Below are 18,864 nucleotides of genomic sequence, written 5' to 3'. Positions count from 1 at the left end.
ACCCAATGATTCAATCCACGAGCTCTTCCATCTCTTTTTCCCCAATCACCTTCACTCCGAGTTCCCGAGCCTTGTCGAGTTTCGAGCCGGGATCGGCGCCGGCGACCACATAATCGGTCTTCTTGCTGACCGAGCCGGTGACCTTGCCGCCGGCATCTTCGATCAGGCGCCGGGCTTCGTCGCGGGAGTGGTGAGCGAGTGTACCCGTCAATACAAAGGTTTTGCCTGCGAGTTTCGTCCCGCGTTTCCTTTTCTTCGCCTCAAAGGTCAAGCCCGCCTTGCGCAAACGTTCCACCAGTTCGCGGTTGCGTTTCTCGTCGAAGAAGGCGCGGATGCTTTCCGAAACGCGCGGGCCGACTTCCGTCACCTGCTGCAATTCCTCTTCGTTGGCGTGCATCAGCGCGTCGAGCGAGGCGAAGTGCTCGGCGAGGAGTTGCGCCGTGCGCTCACCCACAAAGCGGATGCCCAAGCCGTAGATCACGCGCTCCAGCGGCAGCTTCCTCGAGGCCTCGATCTCCTCGAGCAGGTTCTGCGCCGACTTTTCGCCCATGCGCTCCAGCGCGACCAGTTGATCCCTGGTGAGGTCGTAGATATCGGCCACGCTCTTCACCAGGCCGCGGTCACAGAGCTGGTCGACGAGCGCCTCGCCCATGCCCTCGATGTTCATGACCGAGCGGGCCGCAAAGTGGCGAATGGTCTCCTTGAGCTTGGCGGGACAGTTGGCGTTGACGCAGCGGTGGTCAACCTCGCCTTCATCTCGCACCACGTGCCCGCCACAGATCGGGCAACGCTCCGGCATGTGGAACTTCTTGTGGCCGCGGGGATGCTGTTTGTCCTCCACCACACGCGTGACCTTGGGGATGACGTCGCCGCCGCGTTCCACTTCGACCCAGTCGCCGATCTTCAGGCCGAGGCGCTCGATCTCATCCATGTTATGCAGAGTGGCGCGCGAAACCGTGGTTCCGCCGATGGGCACGGGTGTGAGCACGGCCACGGGTGTGAGCTTGCCCGTGCGCCCTACTTGCACGTGGATGTCCTCGACCTGCGTTGTTCCCGCCCGCGCCGCGTACTTGTAGGCGATGGCCCAGCGCGGCGCCCTGCCCGTGTAGCCCAGTTCGTCCTGGAGCGCGGTAAAGTCCACTTTGATGACCACGCCGTCGATCTCATGGGGCAGCTTCTCGCGCTTCTCTTCCCACTCGCGGATGAAGCGCAGTACCTCGTCGAGACTCTTGGCCACCACGTAATGCCGGTTGACCTTGAAACCGGCTTCCTCGAGAGCCTCGAGCGCTTTCGAGTGGTGGTCGAAATAGTAGCGACCCTTGGCCAGCAGGAAATAGGCGAAGAAGTCCAGCCGCCGCTGAGCGACGACGTTCGGCTCCAGCGTGCGGATGGTCCCGGCGGCGGCGTTGCGCGGGTTGGCGAACGGTGAGAGACCCTGGCGTTCGCGCTCTTCGTTCATCTTGCGGAAGGCGGCCAGCGGCATGATGACCTCGCCGCGCACTTCGAAGTCCGCTGGCAATGCCGCCTTCTTGCGAACAGATGCAGGGACCGAAAGCGGCACCGAACGGATGGTGCGGACGTTCGAGGTCACATCCTCGCCCACCGAGCCGTCGCCTCGCGTGACGCCGCGCACCAGCTGTCCGTCCGCGTAGGTGAGCGCCAGCGACATGCCGTCCAGCTTCAGTTCGCAGACGTAGGCGACGTCCTTACGGCCGCTGAGTTCGTGCACCCGGCGCTCCCAGTCGGCAAGTTCCTCTTCGCTGTAGGCGTTGTCGAGAGAGAGCATAGGCCGGGAGTGCTCCACTTTGCGGAAGCCCTCGGCCGGCTTGCCGCCCACGCGCTGGGTGGGCGAGTCCGGCGTGACCAGCTCGGGATGCTCCGCTTCGAGCTGCTTCAGTTGGAGCACCAGGCGGTCGAATTCGGCGTCGGAGATTTCCGGGCTATCGAGCACGTAGTAGCGGTGCTCGTGGTAGCGGATCTTCTCGCGCAGCTTCTCGATTTTGTCCGCCACCGGCTTCGTCGCGGCCATCGGCAGGATTATACTCAGGGAGTTTTCCCGGTTTTCCGGCTGTACTCATTCCATTCCAATTCAGAGGAGCGCGTATGAAGAGATGGGGCGTAACGATCGTAGCTTTGACAGCGCTGGCACTGGCGCAGCCCGTAGCAGAGGCCCAGGAGAAAGAGAAGAAGCAGGAGCAAGAACCGGCTACCGCCTGGGCTGCTCCCAAGCCCGCTCCGGAGATGGAGAAGCTGGCCAAGATGATGGTGGGCACGTGGTCCAGCGCAGAAAAGCACGAGCCCAGCCCGTTCAGCCCTGCGGGCGGCACCGGCAAGGGCGTGTTCAAGGTGACTCTGGGTCCGGGCGGGCACTCCCTGGTCGAGCAGTACAACTCCCGCGGCTCCCTGGGAAAATTCAACGGCCACGGCATGACCTACTGGGATCCCAAGGACAAGGTCTACCGCAGCGTCTGGTGCGACAACTTCACGCCCACCTGCGACGTTTCCGTCGGCCACTGGGAGGGCGACAACCTGGTCTTCCTGGGCGAAAGCGAAATGGAGGGCCAGAAGACCAAGCTGAAGATGACCTACAGTGGCTTCAAGGCGGGCTCCTTCGAATTCGGTATCGACATGTCGGTGGGCGACGCGCCCATGGCGCGCGGCATGACCATCAAGTACACGCGCGCCAAGGCTCGGGCGGCAGCTTCCGCCGCTGCATCGGCACCGTAGGGCCCGGTTTCCTCCCGCCCAACGCTCCGTGATAGAAGAGTGCCACGGACATGCGCAGGGCGGCGCTCATCTACAACCCGGCATCGGGCGTACGGCGGGAGCGACGCGCTGCCGACGTGGAAGCCGTGCGCACGGTGCTGCAGGCTGCCGGAATCGAGTCCGAAGCGGTGCCCACACGCCACGCGGGCAGCGCGGCAGAGCAAGCCGCCGAGGCGGTGACTGCGGGTTGTGACGCGATCCTCGCCTGTGGCGGCGATGGAACCGTCCACGAAGCCCTGCAGGGGGTGGTGGCGACGGGGGCGCGCGCGGCTCTGGGCGTCATTCCGCTGGGCACAGGCAATGCGCTGGCCAACGACCTGGGTCTCTCGCGCGATCCCGCGCAAGCCGCGAAGGCCCTGGTGCAGGGCGGAACCGAGCGCATCGCTCTCGGCCGCATGGAGTACACCGAGGCCGACGGCTCCACCGGCTCGCGCTGGTTCACGGTGATGGCGGGTTGCGGTCCCGATGCCTACATGCTCCATTCCATGGACCTGGCCGCCAAGGGCCGCATCGGCATGAGCGCCTACTACTGGCAGGCTGGATGGATGTTCCTCACCCGCAGGTTTCCGCCCTTCGAGGCCAAAGTGACGGAACCCGGCGGCGCGCACCGCACGCTCAAGGTCGGCCAGATGATGGCGGTGCGCATCTCCTATTTCGGCGGTGCGCTGCGGAAGCTGGCGCCGGGCGCAGCCCTCCACCGCGACTGTTTGCGCGTGCTGCTCTACCGCTCGCCGGTCAAAGTGCGTTACTTTTTCTATTTGCTGGGAGTGTTTCTGGGAATCAACTGGCGAGTGCCCGGCGTCGAAGCCCTGGACGCGACCGAAGTCGTGTGCCGCGCATCGCCGGACGAGCGGCGGCGAGTGCACGCGGAAGCCGATGGCGAGCTGCTGGGCGGCCTGCCGGTGCGAGTCTCCATCGTGCCGGACGCGCTTACGCTACTGGTACCACAACGTCCATCCTGAGAGGAGCCGAGCCGCGCTGTGGAACCTGTCACCCACTTCCTGACTAACCTGTGCCTGAGCCGCGCCGGCCTGAACCGCACCACGTCCCTGGCCACGGCGATGATGGTAGCCAGCGCCGAGATGCCGGACCTGGATCTGCTGTATAGCTTGGGGGGCCCGGCTGTGGGTTTCGACGGGCACCGAGGATTCACTCACACGCTGTTGGGCGCTCCGGTGGTCGGCGCACTCTCGCTAGCTGCGGTGTGGTTGTGGTACCGGCTGCGACTGCGGATGAAGCGTCCGCCACCCACGCCGCCGCGCTGGGGCCTGCTGTTCCTATACGGATGCCTGGGTGGCGTGATCCACATCCTGCTCGACTTCACCAACAGCTACGGGGTGCGTCCCTTCGCGCCTTTCTATGACCGTTGGTTCGCCTGGGACACTGTCTACATCATCGAGCCGGTGATGCTGGTGATCCTGGTGGCCGGATTGGTGCTGCCCTCGCTGTTCGCGCTCATCCAGGAAGAAGTGGCGTCACGACGCACGGTGTCGCGCGGGCGAGGCGGCGCCGTGATGGCCCTGATCGCAATCGCCGTCTTCTGGGGTGTACGTGACTACCAGCACCGCAAGGCCGTGGCCGTGCTGGAAGCGCGCATCTACAAGGGCGAGGACCCGGTGCGCGTCTCTGCCTTCCCCTATCCCATGAATCCTTTCCTGTGGCACGCGGTGGCGGAGACCAGGGATTTTTACGCCTCCATGCATGTGAACTCGTTCACCGGCGCACTCGATCCGGAAGACCGCATGGAAATCCGATACAAGAGCGAAGACACCCCGGTCACACTGGCGGCGAAGGATTCGCATATGGGCCGCGTGTACATGCACTGGGCACGGCATCCCATGACGGAGGTGGAGCCGCTGAGCCCCACCGAGGGCGGAGGCTACCTGGTGCGCTTCTACGACCTGCGCTACGTCTACCCCGAGCCCAGCAGCCGGCGGCCGCTGCAGGCTTTGGTGGAGCTGGACCGGGATCTCCGCGCCGTGGCCGAACAGATGAGCGGGCGGCGCAAAGTGTTGCGCTGAGCGGCTTGACTGGCCGTCCCCTGCCGCGAATAATGGCAAGTCCCCGAGGTGAACATGCTGGCTTACCTGTTCGTCGCCCTTGCCATTGCCCTGCGCTTCCTGCCACCCATGCTGAACTTCACGCCGGTGGGGGCGTCGCTGCTCTACTTCGGAGCGCGCCAGCCGCGGCGTCGCATGTGGATTCCGCTGCTCATGTTGGCGGCCTCCGACGTGGTCCTGAACCGGTTCGTGTACGGTTATCCGTTTACCGGAGACTTGCTGATCACGTGGGCGTGGTACGCGGCCATTGCGCTGATGGGAGGGTTGCTGCGCGAGAACCATCGGCCGCTGCGCATCGCCGGCGCGGCGCTGGCCACTTCGGTCTCTTTCTTCCTGGTAAGCAACTTCGCCGTCTGGGCGGTGTGGAGCATGTACCCCAAGACTCTCGACGGACTTCTGGCCTGTTACGCTGCCGCCGTGCCCTTCTTCCGCAACACGGTGGCGTCCGATCTGGTCTTCACGGCGGCGTTCTTCGGATTGCCGGCGCTGGTGGCCTCCATCTCCCGCGCTGTTGGCGAAGGCCGTAGCGCGGCCGCCTAGTCGTCGGTAGCCAGTTCCGCAACCGGGGCGCGCAGCCGGTAGTAGAGGATCACCAGCAGGATCACCACTCCAACCACGCCTATCGTGGCGCCGAGGTGATCGCGGAACAGGTTGCCGAGCGTGTGTACGACCCGCTCGCCGAACAGTACCGTCAGAACGGAGAGGACCGTGTAGCGCGCCATGCGCCCGGCGATGATCGCCAAGAGAAACTCCCCCAATGGCATGCGGAAGACCCCGGCAGCCAGCACGAACAGCTTAAAGGGAGTAGGAGGCGGGAGCATGGAAGGCAGCATCAGCGCCCATGCAGGGTGGCGCTCGAAGGAATTGTGCAGGCTGGCCATGCGCTGAGGGGAAACCCGCTTCGCCAGCACGAGCTGGCCGCCCTTCCACCCGATGCCGTAGAGGATGGTGCTGCCCAGCGCCGAGCCCACGGCGCCCATCACCGGATACAGCCAGAACTGCTGCGGATACTTGTAAACGTACGCCGCCACCAGCGGGTCCATGGGGATGCCCACGAAGGCGGCGTCTACGAAGGCAATCGTGAACACCGCCCACGAGCCCAGCGGCGCCATCAGACCCCACAGGAAAGCGGTGTACTTCGCCAGGATGTGCTTGAGGAAATCCAAACGGACTAGTTCATTTTACGCGAAAGGATGAGCGCGCGCGCCGGTGCCAGGCGGCGCGCGATCAGGCATGGCCCGCCGGGTGGGCGGTGTCCCCCGCGAGCAGTTCCAAGGCGTGCGGCAGCAGGTCCACGATGGCGGCCAGGGAGTCGGTGGCGCCTGCGGGGTTGCCGGGCAGGTTGACCACGAGCGACTGCCCGCGCGTGCCGCACAGGCCGCGGCTCAGTGCGGCCATGGGCGTCTTGCGCGCGCCCTCGAGACGCATGCGTTCGGAGAGGCCATCCACCAGACGCTCGCAGACGGCGCGCGTAGCCTCAGGTGTAACGTCGCGCTCGGCCAGGCCGGTGCCGCCGGTGGTGACCACCAGGCGCACTCGCGCCGCCAGGCGCATGAGGGCGTTCTCGATGGTGGTGCGCTCGTCGGGCGCGATCTCCACCGCGACCACCTCGAACCCTTTGCGCCGTAGCGCCTCGGCCACCGCCGGACCGGAGAGGTCCCGGCGCTCGCCGCGTGCCGCCGAGTCGCTGACCGTGAGCACCGCGGCCGTCATGTCAGGTTTCGAGGATGTTCTCTTCGGCGTCGCGGTTGGCCTCGTCAATCAGGCGCAAGCCTTCCATGAGCAGCCCCTGGGTGGAGCGGGTGCAGGTCTGCTCCGCGCTCTTGCCGGTGAAGTCGATGGTGAAGCTGCCACCCGGCCAGCCCAGGACCTTGTACACGGCGTCGTCGCCCTTCAAGGGTCCGTAGACGGCGTGGTTGATCTGGCCGTCGGTGAAATACATTTCGCAGCGCTCGCCGTCGCTGCTCAGGACCAGCTTGCAGGTCTTGTGGCCCAGCTCCAGCGACTGCAACAGGTCCATGACGTTCATCTGCGCCAGGCTGCCGCGCAGCACGCCTTCGCCGGGAGCATCGCGCGCCATCTTCTCCAGCGCGATGCGGTCAATGGCCTTCTTGATGCGGGCGGTGGCGTCGCGCAGGAAGAAGGGCTTTTCCACCAGCTCTTCGACCGACTGCAAGCCCCGCAGCTTGTCGGTGATATCGACGCGGCTGGCCAGCAGGATGACGGGCATCTTGGCGGTCGCGGCGCGGCTGCGGATCTTGTCCAGGAGCTGCTGGCCGTCGAGCCCGGGCATGCGGAAGTCGCTGATGAGCAGGTCGGGGGGCTCGTCGATGAGCTTGAGCAGGGCGTCGGCGCCGTCCGTGGAGGTCGAGACGTGGGCCAAAGGATCCAAGGCGGCGCGCAGCATCTCCAGCACCATCGGGTTGTCGTCCACCAGCAGTACTTTGACGTTGGCCTGCATGGGGCTGGCTATTTCCTCGGGCGCGCACGCCGGTAGTCACCGCTCTTGCCGCCCGTCTTGCGCTCGAGCACGACCCGGCGGATCTCCATGCCCTTGTCCAGGGCTTTGCACATGTCGTAAACGGTCAGAGCGGCAACGCTGGCGGCCACCAGCGCTTCCATCTCCACGCCGGTAGGCGCCGTAGTGGCCACGCGGGCGGCGATGGAGACGCCATTCTCGCACAGCCGTGTGGTCACATCAACGTGGCTCAACGGCAGCGGATGACACATGGGAATCAGCTCGGCGGTGCGCTTGGCGGCGCTGATTCCCGCAAAGCGCGCCACTTCCAGCGGATTCCCCTTGGGATTCCTGGGCAGCGCCTTGAGCACGCGGCGGGACATAGCGACAAAGGCCGTGGCTTCGGCTTCGCGGCGCGTGGCCGGCTTGGCCGAAACATCTACCATGCGCGCCCGCCCGCGCGTATCGAAATGGGAAAGCTTTTTCGGCATGCAACGAGGACGGCTATCTTACATCGTGGCTCAGCGCAACAGGACTGCGACCATCTCCCCCGCGGCTAACTGCTCGCGGTCCGGAGGCACCACCAGGAAGCAGTTGGCGCGGGCCGCCGAGGCCAGGTCTCCCGAGCCCTGCCAGAGCACTCGCTCGACCTCGGTTTCCTCGAGCTGGCCGGAGAGCCGCGCGGGCAAGAACCGCGTCAGGCCGGTCTTTGTTTTCACCTCCGACTTCAATCGCGCGCGCAGGAAATGCAGCGGCTCGGGCGCGGCGCCGGAAAGCGCTTCCAACAGCGGGCGCGCGAACAATTCGAAGGTCACCATGGTTGAGATGGGGTTCCCCGGCAGGCCCAGAAAAAACGTGGGGCGCGCGTTGGGCTGGCGCGCCGCGCGCCCGAACACCACCGGGCGTCCGGGCTGGATGAGGGCGCCGGCGAAAAAGATCTCCGCGTCGAAATCGCCCAGCACTTGCTCCACCAGGTCGTAGCGGCCCACGGAGACGCCGCCGGTGATGAGCAGCAGGTCGGCCCCAAGCCCCTGCTGGATGAGCCGGCGCAGGGCCTCGCGCTCGTCGGGTGCGATGGGCAACCGCGCCGGGTCGCCGCCCGCCGCCTCCACCTGCGCGGCCAGCGAATAGCTGTTGGAGTTGCGGATCTGGTTGGGCCCGGGTTCGGCGGCCATGTCCACGATCTCGTCGCCGGTCGCCAGCAGTGCCACATGCGGACGGCTGTGCACGCGCACCTCGGTGCGCCCGGCGGCCGCTGCGGCGCCGATCTGGGCGTAGCCCAGGCGGGTGCCGAGGGCTACGATCACGTCCCCGGCGCGGGCTTCACTCCCGGGCGGCACCACGTTCTCACCGGCCGCGGCGGTGCGCGTCACCTCCACCATAGGACCCTTGCGGGCGGTGTACTCCACCATGACCACGGCGTCCGCGCCCGCGGGAACCGCGGCCCCGGTCATGATCTCGATGGCCTCCCCTGCGGCCAGCGAAGTGAAACCCGGGGGCGTCCCGCCGCCGGCACGAATCTCGCCCACGACTCGCAGTCGCGCCGGGAGGGTGGCCAGGTCCGCCGCGCGCACGGCAAAGCCGTCACGGGTGGCTCGGGGAAAGGGCGGCAGGTCGCGGTCGCAGAGCACGTTTTCGGCCAGCACCCGGCCGCGGCTTTCGGGAAGCGGAAGCGGCTCGATCTCTGTCGGTCGGGCCTCGCGGGCGCGTTCCTCGACCACGCGGCGGGCGTCCGGAAAAGGCAATACCGGGGGCGCGGAAGGGGTAACCATGGTTCCGCCCGATATGGTACCAGCGTGCCCTGCGAAGCCGCCTTTCTGGCGCGTTTTCCGCTAAACGATACGGTAGAATCCGGTTCAGGAATGCAGAAGATCGCCATCCTGTACGACGCCAGCCAGGCCGTCCTCTCGACCTTCGAGCTGGACGAAGTGCTGAACCGGATCCTTTCCATCCTGCGGGACTACTTCCAGTTCCAGAACGCCACCATTTTTCTGCTGGACACTGCGAACAATGAACTTTACGTGCGCGCGCACTTCGGGCGCGCCGCCGGCAGCGAAGGCAGCCGCATACCGGTGGGCAAAGGACTGATCGGAACGGCGGCCCAGATCAAGCGCCCCATCTATGCCCCCGACGTCTCCAAGGATCCGCGCTATGTGAGAGCGATGGAATCCACGCGCTCCGAGGTGGCGATTCCGCTGATGGTGCGCGACGACGTGGTGGGCGTCCTGGACTGCCAGAGCGACCAACTGGACTTCTTCAGCCAGGAGACGGTGGACCTGCTCGCGCTCTTCTCCACCCAGGCCTCTATCGCGCTGGAGAACGCGCGGCTGTATTCGCTGGAGCGCCGGCGTTCCACGCAGCTGGAAGCCATCAACACTATCGCCCGCGAAACCACCGGCATGCTGGACCTGAGCCAGTTGCTGGACAAGGTCTGTTCCATGATCCTGTCTTCCTTCCCGGTAGACGAGGTGGCGGTGCTTCTGCGCGAGGAAGAAGGCGACCTGGTGATCCAGGCGCAGCAGGGCCGGTTAACACCGCGCATGCGCATTGGTGGTCGGCTGCCGTCGGGCGCCGGCCTCTGCGGGCGGGCGCTGGCCAGCGGTCGCCCGGTGGTGGAAAACGACGTGAGCAAGGTCGAAGGCTACGTGACCGGATACGACGAGACCCGCTCCGAGCTGTGCCTGCCGCTGATCTCCTTCGGGCAGACTCTGGGCGTGCTGGCGCTGGAGAACGCGACCGAGAACGCCTTCCAGCCCGCCGACGTGCAGGCGCTGGAGTCCATGGCCGACATCTGCGCCGGCGCCATCCAGAACGCGCGCTTTTTCGACCGCGTGAAGCAGATGGCGTACCTCGACGGCCTGACCTCCATCTACAACCGGCGCTACTTCGAGATGCGCGTGGTGGAGGAGATGGAGCGCGCCAGCCGCTACACCGGGCAGATGGCCGTGATCATGGTGGATATCGACCACTTCAAGAAACTGAACGACGAGTTCGGCCACCTGCTGGGCGACGAAGTGCTGCGCCAGATGTCCGCCATCTTCACCCAGCAACTGCGCAAGGCCGACGTGGTGTGCCGCTACGGCGGCGAGGAGTTCGCCATCCTGGTGCCGGAGACCACCGGCGAGAACGCCATGGGCGTGGCCGAGAAGCTGCGCCGCGTGGTCGAGTCCTGGCCCTTCCCCGGCGTGCCGCGACCAGTGACCATCAGCGCCGGCGTGGCCGACTATCCCGAGAACGGCACTACGCGCGACGAACTGGTGCGCGCCGCCGACGAAGCCCTCTACGCCGCCAAGCAGGCCGGCCGCAACCGCGTGATGGCCGCCGTGGGCGTGCGCAAAGGGTAGGCAGCTTCCCCTTCGTAGTTGCTCCTGCGAAGTGCTTGAGTATCCCGCTCGCGGCCGAGGCCTAGCTCAGCGCAGCCGGTTGGCCACGGCCTGCACGCGTTCGTCGGTGCGGAAGCTGTGGATGTAGAGCGGGCCGGGGCGGCCGCGGATGTAGTCGGTGGCCTGGCTGACCTGGCTGCTGGCGTCGCCCGATGACGGAATGGAGAGGTGGGTGAACTGGAAGCCATAGACGGCGGTCCACTGCTGCTCGCGCTGGATCCAGCGTTGATTGTCGGGTTTGCTGCCGTCCATTAGAGAGACGACTTCGCGGATGCCCGCCAACTTCAGGGTCCCGATCTCGTCGTCGGTCGGGTAGGGTCCGAGCACGTACTTCTTGTTGAACTTAAAAAGGGGTCCGCGCTCGAAGGACTCTCGCGCGATAGGCACGGGAGTGAACTGGCCGCTGCCCAGGGCGGCATCCAGGGGCCAGACCCAGCGGCCGGTGCGGTAACCCAGGATGTAGACGCGCTCGGTGGCATTGCGCGCGTACTGGGCCAGGTCGCGGATGGCCAGCGGGTCGGGCGCATGCGTATCGATCGGCTTGGAGGTGATTTTCAGGTTGTAGTCGGCGGCCACCTTGTCGATCTGCTCGATCCAGGGCTGGTTGTCGGGGTCCGCGGGATCGAGCGTAGAGATCACTTCGCGTACGCCGTGGCGCAAGACCGCGGTGAACCATTCCTGGTCGACGGGAAGCGGTCCGAGCACGATGCGTTTCTGCTCATAAGTGAACAGCGTGCCACGCTCCAGTCTGTCCGGCAGCAGTTCGTCGACGGATTCTTGCGCCAGCCCCAGGCCATGCGTGGCCATCTGACGGACCAGGTTGGCGCGATGCTGGCCCAGGTAGCAGTGCACGTAGTAGCGTTTGCTGCCGTCGCCCAGCAGCCGTTGAACCGCTTCGAGCGCCTCCCGGTTCTCCGAGATCCAGGGCAGCATGGGGAAGGAGTACACCGGGATACCGGCCTCCGCGGCGGCCTGCGTTTCGCGGTCCAGGAGCACCTTCTCAAATGGCAGTGCGGGGTGCAGCAGCGTGATGACGCCGTCGTACTGCTGGAACTTGAGGCTCTTCAGGTCCTCCAGGTCCGGGTAAGGTCCGAAGGTGAGGTTGCGGGAGAGCTGCTCGACGCGGGAGCGACGGGCGGCGATGATGCCCATGCCGGTGTCGAGGAACAGGGCGAAGGTGGCACCGGCAGCGACCATCATGAAGAGGAGCAGGCCGAGGGCCGGCCGCCGACGATAGGTCCGGCTGAGCGTAAGGCGGTAGTAGAGCGCGGTGACCGCCAGCGCGATCAAACCCCAGGCCCAGACCAGCAATCCCACCAGCCGGTCGATGCCGGCCTGGCCCCAGCCGCGGGTCTCCAAAGCATGATCCAGGGGCACCAGAGCGAACAGCAGAAAAGCGGCCCCGCCTGCAAACCCGAAGCAGGCGAGAAACAGGAAGGCCATCAGCCATTTGCGCCAGCGGCCGATGGTGGGGCCGCTTGGTCGGGCGCGGGAGGTGGACTCAGTGCCAGGCTGTGCCATGCTTCTCAAGCCGGCGCGAGGGAGGGTCGCCGGTCAAATCAGGCCCTCATGATACTAGAAGTGGCGGCCTGGAGACGCCAATTGAAGCCATGCGCCCCCCGGAGGCAGCAGGAAACCAGTTGCCAAAGTCCCTGGAGACGCGAAACAATGCCGTTCCCCCTTCCCCAGGGAAAGAGCCGACAACATGAGTACGACCCCGAAGACAGCGCCGGACGAACGCAAGTCCGCGACCGTCGCGCTGTTCTCCCTGGACGAGCCCACGGCGGGTGTGTTGCGCGACTGCTTCCGTCAGTTTGGCATCCGCACGGAAGCCGTGGTGGGCGACGCGGTCGAGCGTCTTCATAAGCAGAAGTTCGAGGCTTGCGTGCTGCGGCTGAACGAGGAGGCGGAGGCCATTCTGCAGGCGGCACGGGGCTCGCCTTCGAACCGGCGGATCGTGGTGTACGGCATCAGCCGCGGCCCGGAAGAAGCCATCCGCTACTCCAAGTACGGCGTCAATGCCATGCTGCAGGAGCCGGTGGACCGGCAATCCGCGCTCAAGGTGGTGCGCGCCACGCATCTGCTGGTGATCAACGAGCTGCGCATCTACGTGCGCGTGCCCGTATTCACCGAGCTGGCCATCGAGCGCGCCGGGCGCAAGTTCACCGCCTCCACCCTGGAAGTGAGCGCCGGAGGGATGTCGCTGCGCTGCCCGGAGAAGATGGCGCTGGGGGAAAACGTGGAGGTGGGCTTCACACTGCCGGGCGAAAAGCCGCTGAAGCTGGGAGCCACGGTGGTGTGGCGGCGCGATCCGGACGTCATTGGCCTGCGCTTCGAACCCGGCGATGAACGCCGGATAGCTGTCCGCCAGTGGATCGATACCTATCTGGGTATCGGCTGAAGCGACCTCGCATTTCGGTCACCAGGACTTAAAGCCCGTTTCGCGGTGCGCTGCTGAAGCGGGGCTAAAGCCCGCTCTTCCACGCAAAATGCCGCCGGTGGCGTTACACTCGGAGCGGAATGGCCACCGTCGTCCTGGACCGTGTCCGCAAGGCTTACGACCACTTTGTGGCAGTGGACAGCCTCTCGTTTGCCATCTCGCCGGGGACCATTTTCGGACTTTTGGGCCCGAACGGCGCCGGCAAGACCACCACGCTGCGCATGATCCTGGGCATCCTGGTGCCGGATGCGGGCGAGGTTCGGCTGTTCGGCGAACCCTTCCAGCGCCAGCACCTGCGGCGCATCGGATACCTGCCGGAGGAGCGCGGCCTTTACAAGCGCATGAAGGTGCTCGACCAGCTGCGGTTCCTGGGCGAAATCAAGGGAATGGCGGGCAGCGAAGCGGAACGCCGGGCGCGGCAATGGTGCGAACGGCTGGACATTGCCGACTGGCTGCCACGCAAGGTCGAAGAACTCTCCAAAGGCATGCAGCAGAAGGTGCAGTTCGTGGCGGCGTTGCTCCACGACCCGGAGTTCGTCATCCTGGATGAGCCCTTCGCGGGCATGGATCCCGTGAACACCGCCATGTTGAAGGATGTGCTGGTGGAGCTGAAAAACGCCGGTCGCACCGTGCTGTTTTCCACCCACCGCATGGAGCAGATCGAGCGTCTCTGCGACACCATCTGTCTGTTGCACCGCGGACATGCCGTGCTGCAGGGCGACCTCAAGCGCATCAAGGCAGGCTACGGGCGGAACATGGTGCACGTGAGCTACGAGGGCGCGGCCGCCTTCCTGACCGGCAACGGCATAGTGGAATCCTTCAACGACTACGGCAATTACGCCGAAGTGCGGCTGAAAGCGGGCGCCGACGCACACGAATTCCTGAAGCTGGTAGCGGCCACCTGCCGCGTGAGCCGTTTCGAGCTGGTGGAACCCTCGCTGGAGCAGATCTTCCTGGAGGTTGTGGCCAAGGCCGATGCGTAACGTATGGCTCATCCTGAAGCGGGAGTACCGGGCATGGGTGTTCACCCGCGCCTTCTGGTTCACTACCCTGCTCATGCCCCTGCTGATTTCGGTGCTGCTGGTGATTCCCGCGCGCCTGGCCAGCTACCGCCTGGAGGTGCGGCGCAGCATCGTGGTCGTGGCGTCGCGGGCAGAGTTCGGCGAGATGCTGCGGCAGCAGCTCACCGAAGTCGATGAGAGCAACCCCACGGCGGTGAAGTTCCAGGTGCGCGTCAGCACCCATGCGACGGACGCGGAGCGGGAATCGCTGCGCGCCCAGGTTGCCGCAGGCGCCATCGATGGCTACCTGTGGGCGACCGACGACGCTTTGGCCGAACGCAAAGTGCTCTACAGCTCGCGCGGCGTAGGCGACTTCATGGAGTGGGGCGGCCTGCGTGTCGCCCTGCAGGTGGCCATGATGCGCGAAGAGCTCCGCCGGCATGGCGCTGCCAACGTCAATATGCAGGAACTGCTGCGGCCATTCGATCTGCAGACGGTGCGGGTGGAGCAGGGAACGGAGCGGCGCTGGAGCGGCCGCAGCATGGTGGTCATGACCGTGCTGCTGGTGACCTCGCTCTATGGCGTGGTGCTGATGTACGGCGTCATTCTGATGCGCTCCGTGCTGGAGGAGAAAGCGTCTCGCATCGTCGAAGTGCTTCTTTCTTCCGTTTCTTCCCGCCAGTTGATGGCCGGCAAGATCCTGGGCGTGGGGTTGGTAGGCATGACGCAGATGGGTATCTGGGCGCTGATGGGGGTCGCCGTGCTGATTCCCGCCATGGCCAAGTGGAAGGACATCGGCCTGCAACTTCCTCTCAGCACTCTGCTCTTCTTTCCCGTCTTCTTCGTGCTGGGATACCTGCTGTACGCCGGGCTATGGGCGGTGCTGGCGGCCATCACCAATTCCGAGCAGGAAGCCTACCAGTTGCAGACCCTGGTGATGCTGCCGCTGCTGGTCTCGATCATTCTGGTGTTCTTCGTCATCCGGCGGCCGGACGCGACGGCTTCCATCTGGCTCTCCATGGTGCCTTTCTTCGCGCCGCTGCTGATGTACGTGCGCATCCTGGTGGAGATGCCTCCGGCATGGCAGATCATCCTGTGCCTTGGGTTGCTGACCGGCACCACCTGGGGGCTGCTGGGGTTGTGCGCGCGTATCTACCGCATCGGCATCCTGATGTACGGCAAGCGGCCAACGTTGGCGGAAGTGTGGCGATGGACGAAGTACGCGTGACCGCCGGCGCGGCGCCGCAGGAGAAGCCGCGAACAGAAGTCCGCTTCACGGTGTGGCAGAGGTTCGTGATTTGGCTGGCCACGTGGGCGGGTACGCTCGCCATTCGCGTGATTGCTCCGACGCTGCGCTGGGCGGTTTCCATTGAGGAAGGCGGTCCGGCAGAGGGCAACGTCCGTCCGGCCATCTACGTGTTCTGGCATCGCTGCGTGTTCGTGGCCACCTGGCATTTCCGGGAGCGTGACATCGCCGTGATGACCAGCCAGAGCTTCGACGGCGAGTACATCGCGCGCATCATCGAGAAGTTCGGATACGGCGCGGTGCGCGGATCAAGCTCGCGCGGCGCGGTGCGGGCGCTCCTGGGCATGCACCGCGAGATCGACGAGGGGCGCACCGTGGCCTTCACCATCGACGGTCCGCGCGGCCCGCGCTACGTCGCCAAGCCCGGCCCGGTGCTGCTGGCGCGCAACACGGGCGTACCCGTCATGTGTTTCCACATCGCGCTCGAGGATCCGTGGGTGCTGCCTTCGTGGGACCAGTTCATGATTCCCAAGCCGTTCTCGCGCGCCCTGGTGCGCATTGGGCGGCTCATCCACGTGCCGGAGGACGCTGATTCGCCCGCGCTCGATCGTTATCATGCCGAGATGCAGGCCACGCTCGACCGCATTCGCGCGTTCGCGGAGCAGAACGTCGCGCGCCTGCGTTGACAGCTTTCTCCGCCCGGACTACAGTCTAGGGCGTTGACGGACGCCGTCTGCGTCCGCCTGCTCTTTCTCAATCCGGATTCGCGCGTCCCCGCCGCTGGGCGGGGACTGGGAAGCGGGTGAGAATCCCGCGCTGCCGCGCAACTGTAAGCGAGTGCTGTCGCAGCCGTGCCACTGTGGAGATTCAATCCATGGGAAGGCCGGCTGCAGGAACGGGTGCCGATCCCGGCATCCGGACTCGCAAAGCCAGGAGACCGGCGCGAAGCCGCCACCATCAACCCCTTTCGCGTGCAAAGGAGGATGCGATGCCGCTTCGTGGTTTCCTGCTGGTTCCGATCCTGCTGGGCGCATGGGTGTGCGCTTCAGCCGAGCAACTCACGGTTCGTGTATTCGATCCGCACGGCGCCGCGGTCGGCGGCGCGCGCGTGGCACTGTACAAACAAGAGAGCTCTACTGCCGTAGCCGTACAGGCCACCAGCGCGCAGGGTGCGGCTGTGTTCGCGCAACTCACGGCCGGCGCCTATCGCGTGGAAGTTCTGGCGGCAGCCTTTGCCGCATACGAAGGCGCGGTCGAAATTCCGCGCGATGCCGAGCACAAAGCGCAACTGACGGTGGCCGGGCGCGCGGAGACCGTCGTGGTTACGGCATCGGGAACGCCTTTGCCCGCCGCCGAATCCGGAGCGCCGGTTGCGATACTTGACCGCGCAACGCTCGAAGTGATGCAGCCCACGGCCGAGGGCGAAGCCTTGCGCTTTCTGCCGGGCGCCGTCATCAATACCGCTGGACGGCGCGGCGGCATCGCGTCGCTGTTCGTGCGCGGCGGCGACTCCCGCTACAACAAGGTCCTGGTGGACGGCGTTCCGGTCGCCGAGCCCGGAGGAACGTTCGACTTCGGCGTTGTCCCGCTGCAGGAAGCCGAACGGGTGGAGTTCGTGCGCGGTGCAGTCGGCACCCTCTACGGCTCCGACGCCATGACCAGCGTGGTGGAAGTGTTCTCCGCCGCCGGCCGCACGCGTACCCCGGAGCTGCGCTTCGGCGCTGATGGCGGACATTTCTCCACGGCCCATGGGTATGCGTCGCTGGCGGGCGCGCGCGGCCGTCTGGACTTCAACCTGTTCGCGGACGAATTCCATACGCAGGGCCAGGGAGTGAACGACGAGTACGGCAATTCCTCGCAAGGCGGAAACATCGGCGTGACCCTTTCGCCGCGGGTCTTCTTCCGGCTGCGGGCGCGGCACTCCAACAACCGCTCCGGGGTGCAGGGCGCGTGGGAGTTCAACGGAGCGCCGCTGGCGTCGCCGGACATCGACCAGTTCGCACGGCAAAGGAACTTTCTGGCCTCGGCCGAGCTGGCCATCGCCGCACCGGCGCGCTGGCAGCATCGGCTGCGCGGCTACGAGTACAACCACAAGCGGCTGAACCAGGATGATGTCGCCGACCGCGGCTGCGACGTCGCAGCCTTCGACTTCACCGATTGCTTCTTTTCCTCCTTCACCAACATCAACCGCGCCGGCTTCAGCTACCAGGGCGAGTACGCCCCGCGGGCCTGGCTGCGCACTACCTTCGGCTACGAGTTCGAGGACGAGAACGGCGCGCTGGATTCGGAGTTCCTCACGCTCGACTTCGGAACGTTCACGCCGGCGCTCGGCACCAGTCACACGCGAGGCCTGCGCCGGAACCACGCGCTCTACGCCGAGCAGGTGTTCACGCGCGGGCGCATCGCCGCCGTCTACGGCTTCCGCTATGCGCATAACGAGAGCTTTGGCAACCGGGTGGTGCCGCGCGTCGCGGTCAGCGTGCTGGCGCTTCATGGAGGCCAGGCGCTCTCCGGGACTCGGCTGCGCTTCGCCTACGGGGAAGGCATCAAAGCGCCGCGCTTCGAGGAATCATTCGGCTTCACCGGATCCTTTCCTACGTTGCCCAATCCTGACCTGAAGGCGGAGGAGAACCGGTCGCTGGAGGGCGGCTTCGAGCAGGGTTTTGCGGGGGGCCGCTTCACGCTGGCCGCCACCTACTTTCACAATCTGTTTCGCAACCAGATCAACTTCGTCATTGATCCGGTGACTTTCCAGAGCCAGTACGTGAATGTGAACCGCGCGTTCGCGCACGGCGCGGAAGTCGAAGCGCACGGACGGCTGCGGCGCGACCTGACGCTGGACGCCGCCTATGTCTACACTTCCACCCAGGTGCTGGAAGCTCCGTTCGGGCCGGATCCGGCAGGTTCGCCGCTGCTGCGCCGACCGCGACATTTGGGCTCGCTGCGGCTTACCTACCTGGCGCGACGCTGGGGCGGCAACCTGGGCGGCAGCTTCGTGGGGCGGCGTCCGGATTCGGACTTCTTCGTTGCGCCCACGCCTATCACCCACGCCGCCGGATACGCGCGCGTGGACCTGGGCGGGTGGTACGCGGTACATCCGCGCGTGACGCTCTACGCCAACCTCGAGAACCTGCTCGATCGCCAGTACAACGAAGTCGTAGGCTATCCTGCCCTCGGAGTGAACGTGCGCGCCGGCATGCGGTTCCGGATCGGCGGCGAATAGAAGCAAGACTTTGGCCATCGGATGAACACGGAGGGACACGGAATTGCGAGCAGTGAACTGCGAACTTAGAACCGATCCGTGTTCATCCCGTGTGAATCCGTGGCTACGTCTTCAGCATGTCCACTGTGTCGACGACGCCGACAATGGTCATGTCGATGGGCGCGTTGACGCGGCCGGCGGCGCTCATGGCGGAATAGCCTTCCTGCACCACCAGGACGCGGTCGCCTACCCCGGCATCCACGGCATCGAGTGCCAGGACGGGTTCACCGTGCTCGGTGTCGTCCGGG

18 protein-coding genes and 1 riboswitch are annotated in these 18,864 nt (G+C 65.7%); of the genes, 10 read left to right on the top strand and 8 right to left on the bottom strand.

From position 1 onward, the window contains the following. Positions 1 to 10 precede the first annotated feature (10 nt). Positions 11 to 2,029 (bottom strand): NAD-dependent DNA ligase LigA, encoded by a 2,019-nt coding sequence (gene ligA, locus VLE48_14735; protein HSA94267.1) that lies wholly within the window; start codon positions 2,027 to 2,029, stop codon positions 11 to 13. A 74-nt stretch (positions 2,030 to 2,103) separates the two neighbouring features. On the opposite strand from ligA, the gene VLE48_14730 reads away from it, so the two are divergent. The 4 genes from VLE48_14730 to VLE48_14715 are packed head-to-tail and all read left to right on the top strand — an operon-like array spanning position 2,104 to position 5,366. Next, a complete protein-coding gene (locus tag VLE48_14730) occupies positions 2,104 to 2,727 on the top strand; it encodes a DUF1579 family protein (GenBank protein HSA94266.1) in 624 nt (207 codons plus the stop codon). A 50-nt stretch (positions 2,728 to 2,777) separates the two neighbouring features. After that, on the top strand, positions 2,778 to 3,728 hold the full coding sequence (locus VLE48_14725) for a diacylglycerol kinase family protein (protein HSA94265.1): 951 nt from the start codon (positions 2,778 to 2,780) through the stop codon (positions 3,726 to 3,728). Positions 3,729 to 3,746: 18 nt separating this feature from the next. Then, the gene (locus VLE48_14720; protein HSA94264.1) at positions 3,747 to 4,787 is read left to right on the top strand and encodes a metal-dependent hydrolase; all 1,041 of its coding nucleotides are present in this window, start codon (positions 3,747 to 3,749) and stop codon (positions 4,785 to 4,787) included. Between the two features lie 54 nt (positions 4,788 to 4,841). After that, positions 4,842 to 5,366 carry a DUF6580 family putative transport protein gene (locus tag VLE48_14715; protein HSA94263.1) on the top strand — a complete coding sequence of 175 codons (525 nt, stop codon included), beginning with the start codon at positions 4,842 to 4,844 and terminating at the stop codon, positions 5,364 to 5,366. Here VLE48_14715 and VLE48_14710 read toward each other — a convergent pair. The 5 genes from VLE48_14710 to glp all read right to left on the bottom strand — a co-directional run bounded on the left by VLE48_14710 (position 5,363) and on the right by glp (position 9,056). Continuing rightward, entirely contained in the window at positions 5,363 to 5,992 is a 630-nt protein-coding gene (locus tag VLE48_14710) for a VTT domain-containing protein (protein HSA94262.1), read from the bottom strand. The genes VLE48_14715 and VLE48_14710 overlap by 4 nt on opposite strands. A 61-nt stretch (positions 5,993 to 6,053) precedes the next feature. After that, positions 6,054 to 6,539, bottom strand: coding sequence for a MogA/MoaB family molybdenum cofactor biosynthesis protein (locus tag VLE48_14705; GenBank protein ID HSA94261.1), 486 nt, complete (start codon positions 6,537 to 6,539; stop codon positions 6,054 to 6,056). A 1-nt stretch (position 6,540) separates the two neighbouring features. Continuing rightward, positions 6,541 to 7,287, bottom strand: coding sequence for a response regulator (locus VLE48_14700; GenBank protein HSA94260.1), 747 nt, complete (start codon positions 7,285 to 7,287; stop codon positions 6,541 to 6,543). An 8-nt stretch (positions 7,288 to 7,295) separates the two neighbouring features. Beyond that, positions 7,296 to 7,775, bottom strand: coding sequence for a cyclic pyranopterin monophosphate synthase MoaC (gene moaC, locus VLE48_14695; GenBank protein ID HSA94259.1), 480 nt, complete (start codon positions 7,773 to 7,775; stop codon positions 7,296 to 7,298). Positions 7,776 to 7,805: 30 nt separating this feature from the next. Continuing rightward, entirely contained in the window at positions 7,806 to 9,056 is a 1,251-nt protein-coding gene (gene glp, locus VLE48_14690) for a gephyrin-like molybdotransferase Glp (GenBank protein ID HSA94258.1), read from the bottom strand. A gap of 90 nt (positions 9,057 to 9,146) precedes the next feature. Here glp and VLE48_14685 point away from each other — a divergent pair, with 90 nt between their 5' ends. After that, the gene (locus VLE48_14685) at positions 9,147 to 10,628 is read left to right on the top strand and encodes a sensor domain-containing diguanylate cyclase (GenBank protein HSA94257.1); all 1,482 of its coding nucleotides are present in this window, start codon (positions 9,147 to 9,149) and stop codon (positions 10,626 to 10,628) included. A gap of 66 nt (positions 10,629 to 10,694) precedes the next feature. Here the strand turns inward: VLE48_14685 and VLE48_14680 are convergent, their stop codons facing one another. After that, positions 10,695 to 12,188 (bottom strand): hypothetical protein, encoded by a 1,494-nt coding sequence (locus tag VLE48_14680; protein ID HSA94256.1) that lies wholly within the window; start codon positions 12,186 to 12,188, stop codon positions 10,695 to 10,697. A 184-nt stretch (positions 12,189 to 12,372) separates the two neighbouring features. Between VLE48_14680 and VLE48_14675 the strand changes: the two genes are divergently transcribed. The 5 genes from VLE48_14675 to VLE48_14655 all read left to right on the top strand — a co-directional run bounded on the left by VLE48_14675 (position 12,373) and on the right by VLE48_14655 (position 18,577). Continuing rightward, a complete protein-coding gene (locus VLE48_14675) occupies positions 12,373 to 13,068 on the top strand; it encodes a PilZ domain-containing protein (protein HSA94255.1) in 696 nt (231 codons plus the stop codon). Between the two features lie 119 nt (positions 13,069 to 13,187). Further along, positions 13,188 to 14,090, top strand: coding sequence for an ATP-binding cassette domain-containing protein (locus VLE48_14670; protein ID HSA94254.1), 903 nt, complete (start codon positions 13,188 to 13,190; stop codon positions 14,088 to 14,090). Further along, positions 14,083 to 15,336: an ABC transporter permease gene (locus VLE48_14665; protein HSA94253.1), complete on the top strand. Its 1,254-nt coding sequence runs from the start codon at positions 14,083 to 14,085 to the stop codon at positions 15,334 to 15,336. Before VLE48_14670 ends, VLE48_14665 begins: the two co-directional genes overlap by 8 nt. Then, a complete protein-coding gene (locus VLE48_14660; GenBank protein ID HSA94252.1) occupies positions 15,318 to 16,040 on the top strand; it encodes a lysophospholipid acyltransferase family protein in 723 nt (240 codons plus the stop codon). The genes VLE48_14665 and VLE48_14660 overlap by 19 nt, the downstream gene beginning before the upstream one ends. A 63-nt stretch (positions 16,041 to 16,103) precedes the next feature. Then, a riboswitch (cobalamin riboswitch) is annotated at positions 16,104 to 16,315 on the top strand. 27 nt (positions 16,316 to 16,342) lie between these two features. Then, a complete protein-coding gene (locus tag VLE48_14655; GenBank protein HSA94251.1) occupies positions 16,343 to 18,577 on the top strand; it encodes a TonB-dependent receptor in 2,235 nt (744 codons plus the stop codon). 103 nt (positions 18,578 to 18,680) lie between these two features. Here VLE48_14655 and VLE48_14650 read toward each other — a convergent pair. Next, positions 18,681 to 18,864, bottom strand: a 184-nt coding sequence (locus VLE48_14650; protein ID HSA94250.1) for a EutN/CcmL family microcompartment protein, incomplete at its 5' end; no start/stop codon positions are given.

The sequence above is a fragment of the Terriglobales bacterium genome, from assembly GCA_035454605.1.
Lineage (GTDB): Bacteria > Acidobacteriota > Terriglobia > Terriglobales > Acidobacteriaceae > DATMAB01.
The sequence above is the reverse complement of the archived record's forward strand: the minus strand, read 5'-3'. Positions and strand labels throughout refer to the sequence as shown.